Source organism: Pseudomonas sp. PARCl1, from assembly GCF_947311875.1.
Classification (GTDB): Bacteria; Pseudomonadota; Gammaproteobacteria; order Pseudomonadales; family Pseudomonadaceae; genus Aquipseudomonas; species Aquipseudomonas juntendi.
This window is the reverse complement of sequence record NZ_CAMZMX010000009.1, coordinates 80,587-95,631: the sequence shown is the minus strand read 5'-3', so window position 1 is coordinate 95,631 and position 15,045 is coordinate 80,587. Positions and strand designations below refer to the sequence as shown.

Annotated in this window: 15 protein-coding genes; 3 read left to right on the top strand and 12 right to left on the bottom strand. The window is 63.9% G+C overall.

Translation table 11 applies throughout. From position 1 onward, the window contains the following. The first annotated feature begins 5 nt into the window (after positions 1-5). Positions 6-728: a tRNA (guanosine(46)-N7)-methyltransferase TrmB gene (gene trmB, locus QME24_RS07655; RefSeq protein WP_154211595.1), complete on the top strand. Its 723-nt coding sequence runs from the start codon at positions 6-8 to the stop codon at positions 726-728. A 347-nt stretch (positions 729-1,075) separates the two neighbouring features. On the opposite strand, the gene QME24_RS07650 is transcribed toward trmB, so the two are convergent. From QME24_RS07650 to QME24_RS07615, 8 genes are all read right to left on the bottom strand, one after another. Continuing rightward, entirely contained in the window at positions 1,076-1,402 is a 327-nt protein-coding gene (locus tag QME24_RS07650; RefSeq protein ID WP_009684924.1) for a DUF3392 family protein, read from the bottom strand. A gap of 9 nt (positions 1,403-1,411) precedes the next feature. Further along, a complete protein-coding gene (hemW, locus tag QME24_RS07645) occupies positions 1,412-2,587 on the bottom strand; it encodes a radical SAM family heme chaperone HemW (RefSeq protein ID WP_054904636.1) in 1,176 nt (391 codons plus the stop codon). Next, positions 2,584-3,180 (bottom strand): RdgB/HAM1 family non-canonical purine NTP pyrophosphatase, encoded by a 597-nt coding sequence (gene rdgB, locus QME24_RS07640; protein WP_280091305.1) that lies wholly within the window; start codon positions 3,178-3,180, stop codon positions 2,584-2,586. Before rdgB ends, hemW begins: the two co-directional genes overlap by 4 nt. A 126-nt stretch (positions 3,181-3,306) precedes the next feature. Continuing rightward, positions 3,307-3,927: a methionine biosynthesis protein MetW gene (gene metW / locus QME24_RS07635; protein ID WP_054904635.1), complete on the bottom strand. Its 621-nt coding sequence runs from the start codon at positions 3,925-3,927 to the stop codon at positions 3,307-3,309. A gap of 7 nt (positions 3,928-3,934) precedes the next feature. Then, positions 3,935-5,074 carry a homoserine O-acetyltransferase gene (locus QME24_RS07630; RefSeq protein ID WP_232892349.1) on the bottom strand — a complete coding sequence of 380 codons (1,140 nt, stop codon included), beginning with the start codon at positions 5,072-5,074 and terminating at the stop codon, positions 3,935-3,937. An 88-nt stretch (positions 5,075-5,162) separates the two neighbouring features. Further along, entirely contained in the window at positions 5,163-5,753 is a 591-nt protein-coding gene (locus QME24_RS07625) for a YggT family protein (protein ID WP_009684930.1), read from the bottom strand. 10 nt (positions 5,754-5,763) lie between these two features. Beyond that, a complete protein-coding gene (gene proC, locus QME24_RS07620) occupies positions 5,764-6,582 on the bottom strand; it encodes a pyrroline-5-carboxylate reductase (protein WP_029886159.1) in 819 nt (272 codons plus the stop codon). Between the two features lie 38 nt (positions 6,583-6,620). Continuing rightward, positions 6,621-7,316, bottom strand: coding sequence for a YggS family pyridoxal phosphate-dependent enzyme (locus QME24_RS07615; RefSeq protein WP_232892348.1), 696 nt, complete (start codon positions 7,314-7,316; stop codon positions 6,621-6,623). Positions 7,317-7,381: 65 nt separating this feature from the next. Here QME24_RS07615 and QME24_RS07610 point away from each other — a divergent pair, with 65 nt between their 5' ends. Continuing rightward, the gene (locus QME24_RS07610) at positions 7,382-8,377 is read left to right on the top strand and encodes a PilT/PilU family type 4a pilus ATPase (RefSeq protein ID WP_192441224.1); all 996 of its coding nucleotides are present in this window, start codon (positions 7,382-7,384) and stop codon (positions 8,375-8,377) included. A gap of 309 nt (positions 8,378-8,686) precedes the next feature. On the opposite strand, the gene QME24_RS07605 is transcribed toward QME24_RS07610, so the two are convergent. Continuing rightward, positions 8,687-9,310 carry a C40 family peptidase gene (locus QME24_RS07605; RefSeq protein WP_054904631.1) on the bottom strand — a complete coding sequence of 208 codons (624 nt, stop codon included), beginning with the start codon at positions 9,308-9,310 and terminating at the stop codon, positions 8,687-8,689. 166 nt (positions 9,311-9,476) lie between these two features. Between QME24_RS07605 and QME24_RS07600 the strand changes: the two genes are divergently transcribed. Next, complete coding sequence (locus QME24_RS07600) at positions 9,477-9,896, top strand: NINE protein (protein ID WP_009684937.1); 420 nt, start codon at positions 9,477-9,479, stop codon at positions 9,894-9,896. Between the two features lie 96 nt (positions 9,897-9,992). Here the strand turns inward: QME24_RS07600 and QME24_RS07595 are convergent, their stop codons facing one another. The 3 genes from QME24_RS07595 to QME24_RS07585 all read right to left on the bottom strand — a co-directional run bounded on the left by QME24_RS07595 (position 9,993) and on the right by QME24_RS07585 (position 14,923). Then, a complete protein-coding gene (locus QME24_RS07595; RefSeq protein ID WP_192441223.1) occupies positions 9,993-10,691 on the bottom strand; it encodes an SPOR domain-containing protein in 699 nt (232 codons plus the stop codon). 1 nt (position 10,692) lies between these two features. Then, a complete protein-coding gene (gene argS, locus QME24_RS07590; protein WP_280091304.1) occupies positions 10,693-12,429 on the bottom strand; it encodes an arginine--tRNA ligase in 1,737 nt (578 codons plus the stop codon). Positions 12,430-12,703: 274 nt separating this feature from the next. Next, positions 12,704-14,923 carry a primosomal protein N' gene (locus tag QME24_RS07585; RefSeq protein WP_009684940.1) on the bottom strand — a complete coding sequence of 740 codons (2,220 nt, stop codon included), beginning with the start codon at positions 14,921-14,923 and terminating at the stop codon, positions 12,704-12,706. Positions 14,924-15,045 lie beyond the last annotated feature (122 nt).

Genomic DNA, 15,045 nt, shown 5'->3' with positions numbered 1-15,045 from the left:
CCCAGATGACTGATTCGCAAGATACGCCGATCGCCGCCGACGGCGACCAGCGCCCACACCGCCGCATCAAGAGTTTCGTGATGCGTGCAGGGCGCATGACCGAAGGCCAGCAACGCGGCCTGGACCAAGGCGGCCCGCTGTACATCCTGCCGTTGGCCGACAGCCCGGTGGACTACGACCAGGTATTCGGCCGTTGCGCGCCGCGTACCCTGGAGATCGGCTTCGGTATGGGGCATTCCCTGCTGGAAATGGCCACCGCCGCGCCGGAGCAGGACTTCATTGGTGTAGAAGTACACCGTCCCGGTGTTGGTGCGTTGCTCAACGGTGTGCTGACCCAGGGTTTGAAGAACCTGCGGGTGTATGACTGCGATGCCATCGAAGTGTTGAACCGCTGCGTGGCCGACAACAGCCTCGACCGCCTGATGCTGTTCTTCCCCGACCCTTGGCACAAGGCGCGCCACCACAAGCGCCGTATCGTGCAGCTGGAGTTCGCCGAGCTGGTGCGGCGCAAGCTCAAGCCCGGTGGCGTGTTCCACATGGCCACCGACTGGGAGCCGTATGCCGAGTACATGCTGGAAGTGATGAGCGCTGCGCCGGGCTATCGCAACCGCGCAGCAGACGGTACCTACGTGCCGCGCCCCGAAGAGCGCCCGATCACCAAGTTCGAACGCCGCGGCGAGCGGCTGGGGCATGGGGTGTGGGATTTGAAGTTCGAGAAGGTGGACTGATCGGCTGAATTGGCCTTTCGGTACGCTGTGGCCTGTAGAAATGCAGGCATGCGCGACCACTTCGATGACGCCCGTTAAAGGCTAGTCAAGTGGTAGGGCTGCCCTGGTTTGCCGGGGCAGCTTTTAGAATCTGCGCCCCGCTTGTTTCCTGCGCTGATCGACTAGCGCGATCGGTGTAGGAGCGGCCTTGTGTCGCGATGGGCTGCAAAGCAGCCCCGGCTATCTCAAGCCTTCTGCTGGCAGTGCCGACCTCTTCGCGGGTAAACCCGCTCCTACAGTGATCGCGCATGCTTCCAGAAACTGGGCAAGACAGAATGTCCCACAAGCGTTCAGCCAGAGGCTGTGTCTCAGCCGCGCCGGTCGGCCACCACGCCAATCAGCACCACGACCACCAGCAGCACCGGCGCCAGTGCGTAGTTGTTGAACTGGCTCAGCCCCTTCACCACCCAGGGTGTGGCATAGATCAGTGCCGCGCCGCTGCCGACCATCACCATCACCGCCATGAACGGTACGCGCAGAGCGCCACCCAGGCTGCCCAGTCGTTGTTCGGCCCAGCCTTTGACGTCGCTGCCGAACAGCACCAGCAGGCAGCCTACCAAGGCCAGCGAAATTTCTGACAGGTTGCCGCGGCTCCAGCGGGAAACCGTCGCGAGCAGATCAAGTACCAGATCCATGGGTCATCCTTAGGTCAAGAAATACTGCAGCAGGTCATTGAGGAATAGCTGGCCCCTTGGCGTGGCCACCAGTCGATCCGGTTCGACCTGCAAAAGGCCCTTTTGTTCGGCTGCCCGACGGGCTTCGCGCAACTGCTCCAGCGGCAAGCCGGTGCGCTGGGTGAACAGCTGGGCTTCCACGCCATCGGTCAGGCGCAGGGCGTTCATCAGGAACTCGAACGGCAACTCGTCGACTGGCAGCAGCTTCTCACCGGCTTTGTACGGTTTGGCCAGGTTCAGGTAGTCCTTGGGCAAGCGAGTCTTCCAGGTGCGCAGGATACGGCCGTCAGCGAAGGTCAGTTTGCCGTGGGCGCCGGCGCCGATGCCGATGAAGTCGCCAAAACGCCAGTAGTTGAGGTTATGCCGCGCAGCGCGGCCGGCCTGAGCATAGGCCGAGACCTCGTACTGGCGAAAACCATGCCCGGCCATCAGCGCCTGGCCGGCTTCCTGGATGTCCCAGAGAATGTCGTCCTCGGGCAGCTCCGGCGGCTGGTTCCAGAATACCGTGTTGGGTTCGACGGTCAGTTGGTACCACGACAGGTGCGTGGGTCCCAGGTCCATGGCTTGGCGCAGGTCGCCCAGGGCGTCTTCCAGCGACTGGTCGGGCAGGCCGTGCATGAGGTCCATGTTGAAGTTGTCGAACCCGGCGGCGCGCGCCATGCCGGCTGCGCGGACGGCTTCGTCACCATTGTGGATGCGCCCCAGGGCCTGCAGCTTGGCCGGCTGAAAGCTCTGCACGCCAATGGACAGGCGATTGATGCCGGTTTGCCGGTAGGCCTTGAACTTGTCCTGCTCGAAGGTGCCCGGGTTGGCCTCCAGGGTGATCTCGATGTCCGCTGCGAACGGTATGCGCTGCTCCACGCCGCGCAGCAGGCGGCCCAGGGCGCCTGCACTGAACAGGCTGGGCGTACCGCCACCGAAGAAGATCGAGCTGATCGGCCTGCCTTGCACCGCCGCCAGCTCCTGGTCCAGGTCGGTCAACAGTGCCGCGACGTAGGCGTCTTCCGGCAGCTCAGGGCCGGCCGCGTGGGAGTTGAAGTCGCAGTAAGGGCATTTACGCACGCACCACGGAATGTGGATGTACAGCGCCAGCGGCGGCAGGCTGGTAAAGCCCGCCGCGCCAGGGGTAGCCAGCGTTGCGATCATGCCAGGCCCAGGCGTTGGCGCAGCAGGGCCATGGCGCGGGCGCGGTGGCTGAGCTGGTTCTTGTCCACAGGTGCCAGGTCGGCGCTGGAGCAGTTGCGTTCGGGCACCCAGAACAGCGGGTCGTAGCCAAAGCCATGCTCGCCGCTGGCTTGGAACAGAATGCGCCCTTGCCACAGGCCCTCGCAGAGGATCGGGAGCGGGTCATCCGCGTGGCGTACCAGTGCCAGCACACAGACGAACTGTGCACCGCGCTCGGCTTCTGGCACGTCTTTCAGCGCGTCGAGCAGCTTGGCATTGTTTGCCGCGTCACCCTTGCCATCGGCATAGCGCGCCGAGTAGATACCCGGCGCACCGCCGAGGAAGTCCACGGCCAGGCCGGAATCGTCGGCCAAGGCCGGCAGGCCGGAAATACGTGCAGTGTTGCGCGCCTTGAGGATGGCGTTCTCGACGAACGACAAGCCGGTTTCTTCCGGCTCTACCTGGCTGAATTCGCCAATCGAGCGCAGTTGCACCGAGTGGCCGAGCATGGCCTGGAGTTCCTTGAGTTTGCCGGCGTTGTGGCTGGCCAATACGAGTTGCTGGAAATTCATCATTCGCCTGGGAACACTTCCTGGTTGAAACTGAGGGAGTTGCTGATGCCGCCGGTTTCGATACTCTGCTTGAATCCTAGCGGGCTGCTGCGCACGGGGCGACGCATGGGGCGCTTTCCCCGGTGTGCGTCAGACCGCCAGCTGGCGCTCTTGCAGGTTAGGGCTGCTGACGCGGTAGATGCCGATCTCACCCAGAAGATTAGGCCAAAGCCGGCCACCCCACCCATTGCGGTGCTGGTGGTCGACCGCCAGGCGGTCGAGCACCTTGGCCCGGCGCTCATGCACCAGCTCTTCAAAGTCGGCGAACGTGCAGAAGTGAATGTTCGGTGTGTTGTACCAGGTATAGGGCATGAAGTCCGATACCGGCATGCGGCCTTTGGTCGCCAGGTACCAGCGGCAACGCCAGTGCCCGAAGTTGGGGAAGGTGATGATGCACTGGCGGCCCACGCGCAGCATCTCGTCGAGGATGCGATCGGGGTACTCCACGGCCTGCAGGGCCTGCGTCATGATCACCACGTCAAAACTGTTGCTGGCGAAGTTGCCCAAGCCTTTGTCCAGGTCTTGCTCGATGACGTTCACGCCCTTGGCCACGCAGGCGGCGATGTTGTCGGGGTCGATCTCCAGGCCATAGCCGGTGACCTGCTTGCGGTCACGTAGCGAGGCCAGCAGTTCGCCGCTGCCGCAGCCCAGGTCGAGTACCCGGCTGCCGGCGGGGATCCAGTCGTGGATGATTTCCAGATCGGCTCTCATGCTGTCCTCAGATGGCAATGCGGTTCATGTAGTTCGAGAAACCCTGCATGTAGCGAGGTGTGGGGATCAAGAAGGCATCGTGCCCATAAGGTGAGTCGATCTCCAGGTAGCAGACGTTCTTGCGCGCTGCCATCAGGGCGTCGACGATCTCCCGTGAACGGGCCGGGGAGAAGCGCCAGTCGGTGGTGAACGACATGATGCAGTAGTCCGCCTTGACGTTGGCCAGGGTGGCTGCCAGGTCGCCGCCGTGGGCGGCAGCCGGGTCGAAGTAGTCCAGGGCCTTGGTCATCAGCAGGTAGGTGTTGGCATCGAACCGCCCGGAAAACTCCTCGCCCTGGTAGCGCAGGTAGCTCTCGACCTGGAACTCGACGCTGTGAAAGTCATAGTTGAGCTTGTCGCTCTTGAGCTCGCGGCCGAATTTTTCACCCATCGAGTCATCGGACAGGTAGGTGATGTGGCCGACCATGCGCGCCAGCATCAAGCCCCGCTTGGGGATCACGCCCTGGTCCTGGAACGAACCGCCGTGGAACTCGGGGTCGGTGAGGATGGCCTGGCGTGCCACTTCGTTGAAGGCGATATTCTGCGCCGACAGTTTCGGTGCCGAGGCGATGTCGACGCAGTGGCGCACGCGCTCCGGGTAGCTCATGGTCCACTGTAGCGCCTGCATGCCACCCAGGCTGCCGCCAACGATGGCTGCCCACTGCTGGATGCCCAGGCGATCGGCCAGGCGCGCCTGGCTGTGCACCCAGTCTTCCACCGTCAGTACCGGAAACTCGGCGCCGTAGGGTTTGCCAGTGGCCGGGTTGACGCTGCTGGGGCCGGTGCTGCCGTTGCAACCGCCGAGGTTGTTCAGGCTGACCACGAAGAAACGGTTGGTATCGATGGGCTTGCCAGGGCCGATGCAGCTGTCCCACCAACCCGGTTTACGGTCGTTGGCAGCATGATAGCCGGCGGCATGGTGGTGGCCAGACAGCGCATGGCAGATCAGCACGGCATTGCTCGCGCTGGCATTGAGGGTGCCGTAGGTCTCGTAGACCAGCTCGTAACTGGCCAGGGAGCGGCCGCAGGCCAGCGCCAGCGGTTCATCGAACCGGGCGGTTTGCGGTACTACCAGACCGACGGAATCTTCGGGAAAGACAGTGGACATCGACCCTGCTCACGCTTGACGGAGGCGTAAGTCTAAAGAGCGCTACCCCCAGCGGCAAGCGAAGGCTTGCCGCTGGGTGCATGCGGGGTCAGATCATGCGCCACAGCTCCTGGGGCATGCCGGCATAGGCAGCCAGCGGCGGCATGACGAACGACTGGATCACCTGAATCGCCAGGAAGGCGAAGATCGGCGAAATGTCCATGCCGCCCAGGTTGGGCACGATGCGGCGGAAGGGGGCCAGCACCGGCTCGCTGATCTGGTAGGCCAGTTCGGCGGCGGGGTTGTGGCTGTTGGGCGCAACCCAGGAAACGATCACCATCACGATCATCGCCACCCAGAAGATCTTCAGGAACAGCGAGGTAATGCCGATGATCGCCCACATCAGCAAGTGCAAGACGTCACCGAAGGTGCCATAGGTGACCATCAGCACAAAGGCCATCAGCAGCGCCTGGATCAGCACCGACAGCAGCAGCGACGAGGTGTCCAGGCCGCCAATGCTGGGGATGATGCGGCGGATCGGCTTGAGCAGCGGCTGGGTGGCGCGCACCGCGAACTGGCACAGCGGGTTGTAGAAATCGGCCTTGACCAGCTGCAGTACGAAGCGCAGCAACACGATCACCAAGTACAGGCTGACCAAGGTTTGCACCACGAAAATCGCGGCGCCGGAGAGTGCATTCATCGATAACTCCTTATTTGCCCAGTTGTTCGGCCAGTTCGGCGGAGCGTGTCGCGGCAGCCTGCAGGGCCTGCTCGACGATCGCCTCGAAGCCGCTGGCCTGGAACGACTTGATCGCCGCTTCAGTGGTGCCGGCGGGCGAGGTGACACGGCGGCGCAGTTCGGCGGCGTCTACATCGCTGGCGACCGCCATGCGGGCAGCGCCCAAGGCCGTGTGCAAGGTCAGTTGCGAGGCGGTTTCACGCGGCAGCCCAAGCTTTTCGCCTGCGGCAGTCATGGCCTCGATCAGCAGGAAGAAGTAGGCCGGGCCACTGCCGGAAACCGCGGTCACGGCGTCCAGTTGCTGTTCCTGCTCAAGCCACAGGGCCGTGCCGACCGCCGACAGCAGTTGCTCGGCCTGCTGGCGCTGTGCGGCGGACACCTCGGCGGTGGCGTACAGGCCGCTCACGCCCTGGCGCAGGAGCGCGGGGGTATTGGGCATGCAGCGCACCACGGGGCGCGCGCCCACCCAGCTTTGCAGGCTGGCGCAGGTGATGCCGGCAGCGATGGAAACGATGAGTTGGCCATCACGCAGGCTGGGTTGCAGGGCCTGGCAAACCGCTTTCATGACCTGTGGCTTGACCGCCAGCACGATCACGTCGGCGCCGTCGATGGCCTGGGCATTGTCCTCGAAGGTTTCGATGCCGTGTTCGGCCTGGATGCGGCTGCGGGTCTCGGCGCCCGGATCGCTGGCGCGAATCTGCGAGGCGTCCAGGCCCTGGGCACGCAGACCTCCGATCAGGCTGGCGGCCATGTTGCCGGCGCCGATAAAGGCAATACGAGTCTTGCTCATGTCAGGTCCTTGTGGAAAAGAGTGAGTAAAGCATGCAATCAGCCCTGGCCGGGGTTAAGTGGGGCGCGGGCGCCGAACAGGGCGGTACCGATGCGTACCCAGGTCGCACCTTGTGCAATGGCCGCTTCCAGGTCGTGGCTCATGCCCATGGACAAGGTGTCCAGCCCCAGGTGCTGCTGTTCCAGCAGGTTACGCAGGCTGGCGAAGGCGGCCTCCTGAGCGGCGCGGTCGTCGGTGGGTTCGGGGATCGCCATCAGCCCGCGCAGGCGCAGGTTGGGCAGGGCCGCCACGGCCTTGGCCAAGGCCGGCAGTTCGGCGGCGGCGCAGCCGGACTTGCTGTCTTCGCCACTGACGTTCACCTGCAGGCAGATGTTCAGCGGTGCCAGCCCGGCAGGGCGCTGTTCTGAAAGGCGTTGGGCGATTTTCAGGCGGTCCACGGAATGCACCCAGTCGAAATGCTCGGCAATGGCTTTGGTCTTGTTCGATTGAATGGGGCCAATGAAGTGCCAGATCAAGGGCAAGTCGACGAGTGCCTGCTGCTTTGTCAGGGCTTCCTGTAGGTAATTTTCCCCGAAATCGCACACGCCAGCGGCGTACAGCTCGCGGATCGCAGCGGCTGGCTTGGTCTTGCTCACGGCCAGCAGTTGGACGCTGGCCGGCTCACGCCCGGCTGCCTGTGCAGCACTGGCGATACGGGCGGAAATCGCGGAAAGGTTGTCTGCTAGGGTGGACATGGAGGGTGGCCGGCTAGTGTTGGGTTTGCGGCATTCTACCTACTTGAAAGCCTTTGGGGAGTCTCATGGATGTGACCGACCTGTTGGCACGGGCCGTGGCGGTGCAGGCTTCGGACCTGCACCTGGCGGCCGGCCAGACACCCATGCTGCGCCTGGACGGCGAGCTGCAGCGCATGGCCATGCCGCCGCTCGCCGCGGGCGCCTTGGTCGAGGGCATGGCAACCCTGCTCGATGACACGCAACGCGAGCAGTGGGCGCAAGGGGCTGAACTGGACCTGGCGCTGGCGCTGCCTGCCCTAGGGCGCTTTCGCGTGAACCTGTTTCGCCAGCTAAATGGGCCTGCGGCGACCTTCCGCCTGATCCCAGGGCGTATTGCCACGCTGGATGAGCTAGCGCTGACCGATGTGTTTCAGGCGGTGGTCCAGTACCGCGATGGTCTGGTGCTGGTGGGTGGGCCGACCGGCAGTGGCAAGTCCAGCACACTGGCAGCGTTGCTGGACCAGCTGAACCGCGAAAAGGCGCTGCACATCATTACCCTGGAAGACCCTGTTGAAGTTATCCACAGCAGCCAGCGTAGCCTGGTCAACCAGCGCGAGGTCGGCCGCCACAGCAGCGGCTTTGCCCAGGGGCTACGCAGCGCGCTGCGCCAGGACCCGGACGTGATCATGATCGGCGAGTTGCGCGACCTGCAGACCATTCGCCTGGCCTTGCAAGCGGCCGAGACCGGGCACCTGGTGCTGGCGACGGTACATGCGCGCTCGGCGGCCAGCAGCATCGAGCGGCTGGTGGAGGTATTTGCAGCCGATGAAAAGCCGTTGGTGCGGGCGATGCTGGCGGAGTCGTTGCAAATGGTGGTGGCGCAGGTGCTGGTACGCCGCGTGGGCGGTGGGCGGGTTGCAGCGCGGGAAGTGTTGGTGGCGACGCCGGCGGTGCGCAACCTGGTGCGCGAGGGGCGGATGGCGCAGTTGTGTTCGGTGATGCAGGCGGGTGGTGCGCAAGGGATGCGGACGATGGAAGGGGCATTGCGTGGGTTGCGAGAGAGGGGCCTGGTTGACGATTGATAGTGCCTCTACAGGCTCTCTCGCCAGCAAGCCAGCTCTCATAGAACAGTACATAACTTATTGATTTAGCCGGATCTTTGTGGGAGCGGGCGTGCCCGCGAACACCGGCATAGCCGGTGCCTGCCACCGCGTCGCCTGCTTCGCGGGCACGCCCGCTCCCACACAGGCCGCGTCGCGGTTACGAATCGAGTTCTCTGTGCGACAGCCCAGCCCGTAGGGCTGTGTGATCTCCCACAGGTTCACCACAGTTCTACAGATTTGTGGGGGAGCTGGCTTGCCGGCGATCGGGCCATTGCAGGTGGAAAAAGCTTAGCGCTTGGCCAGGCTCAGCTGCTGCTCTTTCGGCAGCACCCGTTTGGCGACCACGTAATGCTTCTGCCAGTAAGGCTTGCTCAGGTTGTCGATGCTCACCCGCTTGCCGCGGCGTGGCGCGTGGATGAAACGGTCGTTGCCCAGATAGATGGCCACGTGGTTCACCCGCCGGCTTTTGATGTTGAAGAAGATCAGGTCCCCTGGCTTCAACTCGCCCTTGGCCACTTTCACCCCATGGCCCTGGGCCATGGCATTGGAGGTGCGTGGCAAGTCTACGTTGGCCACGTCGTTGAAGGCGTACTTGACCAGGCCACTGCAGTCAAAGCCCTTTTTCGGGCTGCTGCCACCCCAAACGTAGGGGGTACCGAGTACATTGACCGCGCGGCTGAGCACATCGCTGCTCTGCTTGGGCGACATCGCGGCCACCTTGCCACCGCGCGTGCTGGCGGCGCTGACAGTGCGAGCATGGGGCGCAGTCTGCTTGACCGCTGCATGCCTCACGGAGGCATTGCTGGTGTAGCCGGTGAAGCCATTGGGAAGACGTTGCTCACGATTGGTGGCGTGGGCGGCCAGGGGCAATAATAGGCAGAGGGTCAGCCATGTCTTGAGTAAAGGCGGCATAGATGAAGCTCTTATGAATAGTTATGTGTTGGGCGCGCAACTTTATAACAGCTTTTTGATCAATTTATGATCCGTTGGTCGATTGGCAGGGTGCCATACGTCGGCCTGTGACAAAAAAGTCACATTTTTTCTTAGAAAATTTTTCCATAACCCACGAGGGCTAGGCATGAACAGTTATCAACAGGGAACGCCCTACCACGACACGCACAGCAAGACCATCGGCTACCTGCTGTGGATTTTCGGCTTCACCGGGTCGCATCGTTTCTACTACGGCAAGCCGATAACTGGCACCCTCTGGTTCTTCACCTTCGGCCTGCTGGGTATCGGCTGGCTGATCGACCTGTTTCTGATCCCGGCCATGGACCGCGAGGCGGACCTGAGGTTCCAGTCTGGGCGCATCGACTACAACATCGCCTGGGTCCTGCTGACGTTCCTCGGCGTGTTCGGCCTGCACCGGCTGTATCAGGGCAAGTGGGTGACCGCGATCATCTACTTCCTGACCGGTGGCCTGTTCCTGGTAGGGGTGTTGTACGACTTCTGGACACTCAATAGCCAGGTGTCCGAGCGCAACGCGGGGCGGGGCTGAGAGGGCAAGGGCTGCTTTGCAGCCCTGTCGCTAGGCAAGGCCGCTGCACCGGGGCGGCTCAAGTCTGACGGGGGCGCACAGCGCCCCGTTCAAAGGTTACTGGCGGGTCTGGCGCTGTTGCAGCAACAGGTTGGCAAAACCAGCGCCGGCGAGCTGTTTCTGCGCACCGGTCAGCTGTTCGCGGTTGCTGAACGGGCCGACCATCACGCGGTACCAGGTTTCTTCCTTGACCGTACCCGACTCCACCTTCACTGACTGCCCCAGCAGAATGATCTGGGCCCGCACCTTGTCGGCGTCGGCCTGTTTGCGGAACGAGCCCGCCTGCAGGAAGTACTGGGTGGTCGCTGCCGGCTTGATCACTGGCGGGGCCGGAGGCGGGGTTTGGCCAAGCAGTGCTGCCTGGGCCCGCGCCGTGTCGATTTTCGCCGCTTCAGCGGGGGTAACCGGTGTGACCGGCTGGGCCGGGACCGGGGGTGTTTTCTCCGGTACGGCCTCTGGCGGCACGATGACTTCCGACTCTGGCAGCAAGGTGTAGAAGTCGTACTTCGGTTTCACCGGCTGTTGCGGTGTGGCCTGGGCAGGCTTGCTGGTTTCGGCCACTTTGTCGGCCTTCTGCTGCTCGGGTTTGGCCCGCTTGATGTCATCGCCGCCGGGTTCGAGCTTCATCAGGAACACGATGAACGCGCCAACGGTCAGGCCGACCGCCAGCCATACCCAGCCGGGGATCGGCTGCTTGGCTGGCGCTGTCTGGCGGCTGGCGCCGCGTTTGGGTGCGGGTTTTTTCTTGGCAGCCAACTTACATGCGCTCCAGGGTTTCCAGGCCGAGCAGTTCCAGACCTTGTTTGAGGGTGCGGCCAGTCAGGGCGGCCAGGCGCAGGCGGCTCTGTTGCTGCTCGGGGGTTTCAGCGGCGAGGATCGGGCAGTTCTCGTAGAAGCTGGAGAACAGGCCGGCGAGGTCGTACAGGTAGCTGCACAGTACGTGCGGTGTGCCTTTCTCGGCAACGCTGTTCAGGGTTTCGCCAAACTGCACCAGGCGTGCGGCCAGGTCCTGCTCGTGGGCGGCCTGCAGCACGATCTTGCCATCGGCTTGGTCAAAGCGCTTGCCCAGCTTGCGGAACACGCCAGCTACACGGGTATAGGCGTACAGCAGGTAAGGCGCGGTATTGCCTTCGAAGTTGAGCATCAGCTCGAAGTTGAAGCTGTAGTCGCTGGTGCGGTGTTTGGACAGGTCGGCGTATTTCACTGCGCCAATACCCACCACTTCGCCGATGCGGCGCAGTTCGTCGTCGGCCAGGCTCGGGTTCTTTTCCTTGACCAGCGCGTAGGCCCTCTCCTTGGCCTCGGTCAGCAGGTCGATCAGCTTCACGGTGCCGCCGTCGCGGGTTTTGAACGGGCGGCCATCGGCGCCGTTCATGGTGCCGAAGCCCATGTGCTCCATTTGCATCGGGTGGCCGACGAAGCCTGCGCGGCGGGCCACTTCGAACACCTGGTTGAAGTGCAGGGCCTGGCGCTGGTCGACGAAGTACAGGGCACGGTCAGCCTTGAGCACGTTACTGCGGTAGCGCACGGCGGCCAGGTCGGTGGTGGCGTACAGGTAACCGCCGTCGGCCTTCTGCACGATCACTGGCAGCGGGTCGCCGTCGCTGTTCTTGAACTCGTCGAGGAACACGCACTGGGCGCCCTGGTCTTCGACCAGCAGGCCCTTGGCCTTGAGGTCGGCCACGACATTGGCCAGGTCGTCGTTGTAGGCGCTTTCACCCATCACGTCCGCCATGGTCAGCTTGACGTTGAGCAGTTCATACGTCTTTTGGCAGTGCGACAGCGAAATATCCTTGAAGCGTGTCCACAGGGCCAGGCATTCCGGGTCACCGGCCTGCAGCTTGACCACCAGGCCGCGGGCACGGGTGGCGAATGCCTCGGACTCGTCGAAACGCTGCTTGGCCGCGCGGTAGAAGTTTTCCAGGTCCGACAGCTCATCGCTGGTGATCGGGTTTTCCTGCAGGTAGGCCATCAACATGCCGAACTGGGTGCCCCAGTCGCCTACGTGGTTCTGGCGAATGACGGTGTCGCCCAGGAACTCCAGCACCCGCGCCACGCTGTCACCGATGATGGTCGAGCGAAGGTGGCCGACGTGCATCTCTTTGGCCAGGTTGGGGGCCGACAGGTCGACCACCACTTTTTGCGCCGGGCCGGCCTTGCGCGCGCCGAGGTGGGCGTCGGCCAGGGCAGCGTCCAGGCGGTTGGCCAGGGCGTCGGTATTCTGGAAGAAATTGAGGAAGCCAGGGCCTGCGATCTCGACCTTGCTGATATCGGCGCTGGCCGGCAGGGCGTTGATCAGTTTTTCCGCCAGGTCGCGCGGCTTCATGCCGGCCGGCTTGGCCAGCATCATCGCGATATTGCTGGCGAAGTCGCCGTGGGTCTTGTCCCGGGCGTTTTCCACCTGGATCGCCGGCGACAGCCCTTCAGGCAGCACACCGTCGGTGACGAGTTGGGTGAGGGCTTGCTGGATCAGCTGGCGAATGGTGTCTTTCATGGGGGTCTCTTTTCGACCGCAAGCGCGGTGCAGCGCTTGGATGCGCAGGTGGAAAAACTGGGCATTATCCGTGCCTGGGAGCGGGTTGCCAACCTTTGGGCTTCACGTTGGAAGGCGCGAGTAGCAAGTTGCAAGTCGCAAGTAGCAAGTAGCAAGTCGCAAGAAAAAGCTTGGTTGCGCCGCCTGGCCCTGTTCCGCTCTTGCTTGCAGCTTGCAGCTTGCAGCTTGCAGCTTGCAGCTTGCAGCTTGCAGCTTGCAGCTTGCAGCTTGCAGCTCAATAAAGGTCGACCGGGTCGACATCCAGCGACCAGCGGACCTGGCGCCCGCTCGGCATCTGCTCCAACACTAGCAACCAGGCACTGATCAGTCGATGCAAAGGCGCCCGGGTGTTGGCCTGTATCAACAACTGCGCGCGGAAACGCCCGGCGCGCCGCTCCATGGGGGCCGGAACCGGGCCCAGCAGCTCGATGCCTGGCAGCCGCTGTTCGGCGACCAGGCGCTCGGCGGCGGCGCAGGCCTCGTCCAGAAAACCTTCAGCCTGCCCCGGCTTGTGCGCTTCTGCGCGCAGCAAGGCCAGGTGCGAGTAGGGCGGCAGCCCGGCGGCACGGCGTTCGTCCAGGGCCTGTTCGGCAAAGGCGAAGTAGCCTTGTTCGGTCAGTTGCACCAGCAGCGGGTGATCGGCCAGGTGGGTCTGGATGATGACCTTGCCCGGTTCTTCGGCACGCCCAGCACGCCCGGCGACCTGCACGATCAGTTGCGCCATGCGCTCGCTGGCGCGGAAGTCGCCCGAGAAAAGCCCCCCGTCGGCGTCGAGGATGGCCACCAGGGTTACCCGCGGGAAATGGTGCCCTTTGGCAAGCATCTGGGTACCGACAAGAATGCTCGGCTGGCCTTTCTGGATGGTACTGAACAGCTGGTGCATGGCGTCCTTGCGCGCCGTGCTGTCGCGGTCCACACGCAGAATCGGGTAGTCCGGGAACAGCACTTTCAGGCGTTCTTCGGCGCGTTCGGTGCCCGCACCGACCGGGCGCAGGTCGACGTGGTCGCACTGCGGGCACTGGTGTGGCAGGCGTTCGTCATAGCCGCAGTGGTGGCAGCGCAACACCCCGGAGCGCTGGTGCACGGTCATGCGCGCGTCGCAGCGCGGGCATTCCGACAGCCAGCCGCAATCGTGGCACAGCAGCGTAGGGGCGAAGCCGCGGCGGTTGAGGAACACCAGCACTTGCTGGCCGGCTTCCAGTGTCAGGCGGATGGCCTGCTGCAGCGGGCCGCTGATGCCACTGTCCAGCGGCAGGCTTTTGACATCCAGGCGCAGCATGCGCGGTGGGCGTGCGCCGCCCGCGCGCTGATTCATGCGCAACAGGCGGTAGCGGCCGGTGAGGGCGTTGTGCAAGGTTTCCAGCGAGGGCGTGGCGGAGCCGAGCAGGATCGGAATGTTCTCCTGGTGCGCCCGCACCAGCGCCAGGTCGCGGGCATGGTAGCGCAGGCCCTCCTGCTGTTTATAAGAACCGTCGTGTTCTTCGTCGATGATGATCAGGCCAGGGTTTTTCATGGGCGTGAACAGCGCTGAACGGGTGCCTATGATAATGTCGGCTTCGCCATCGCGTGCCGCCAGCCAGGCGTCCAGGCGGTCCCGGTCGTTCACCGCCGAATGCAGCAAGGCAATCCGGGCGTTGAAGCGTTGCTCGAAGCGCGCCAGGGTTTGCGGGCCGAGGTTGATCTCCGGGATCAGTACCAGCGCCTGCTTGCCGGCCTCGAGGGTTTCGCGGATCAGCTGCAGGTAGACCTCGGTCTTGCCGCTGCCGGTCACGCCGGCCAGCAGGAAGGCCGCAAAACCGCCGAAGCCCTCGCACACCGCCTCGAAGGCATCGCGTTGCTCGTCATTGAGCGGCAGCTCCGGCTGTGCCAGCCAGTGTTCGTGGCGCAAGCCCGGCTTCTGGCGGCGGACTTCGATCTGCACCAGTTCCTTGGCCAGCAGCAGGTCGAGGCTGTCCTTGTTCAGGTTGAGCTTGGCCAGCAGGCTGTGCGCCACCCCGTGCGGGTGCTGCGCCAGGGTCTTGAGGGCATCGCGCTGGCGCGGTGCCCGGGCGATGCGCGGGTCGTCCAGGCGGGCGTCGGGGGCAATGTGCCAGAAGCGCTCCTGGCGCATTTCTGCGGGCTCGCCCTGGCGCAGTAGCGTGGGCAAGGCCCAGCTCAAGGTGTCACCCAGGCTGTGCTGGTAGTACTGCGCGGTCCACAGGCACAGCTTGAACAGCGAAGGCGGAATCGGGGAGACCGGGTCGAGCAAGGCGCTGGCCGGCTTCAGCTTGTCGGCGGGCACCTCGCTCTGCGCGCACACTTCGACCAGTACGCCGATCATTTCGCGGCGGCCAAATGGCACGCGAATGCGCATGCCCGGGGCCAGGGCCTGGCGCGCCATGCTCGCTGGCGCCTTGTAGTCGAACAGGCGCCGCAACGGCGAGGGCAGGGCAAGGCGCAGGATGACGTCGGACACGCAGAAAGTCTCGGAGGGCATTACAAGAACTGGCGAGCCTAGCAGACGACGGTCGGTGCAAGCGACATCTTGCACTGACGGTGTGCTCTGGTATTATTCGCCGCCTAATTACGTGCGGTATT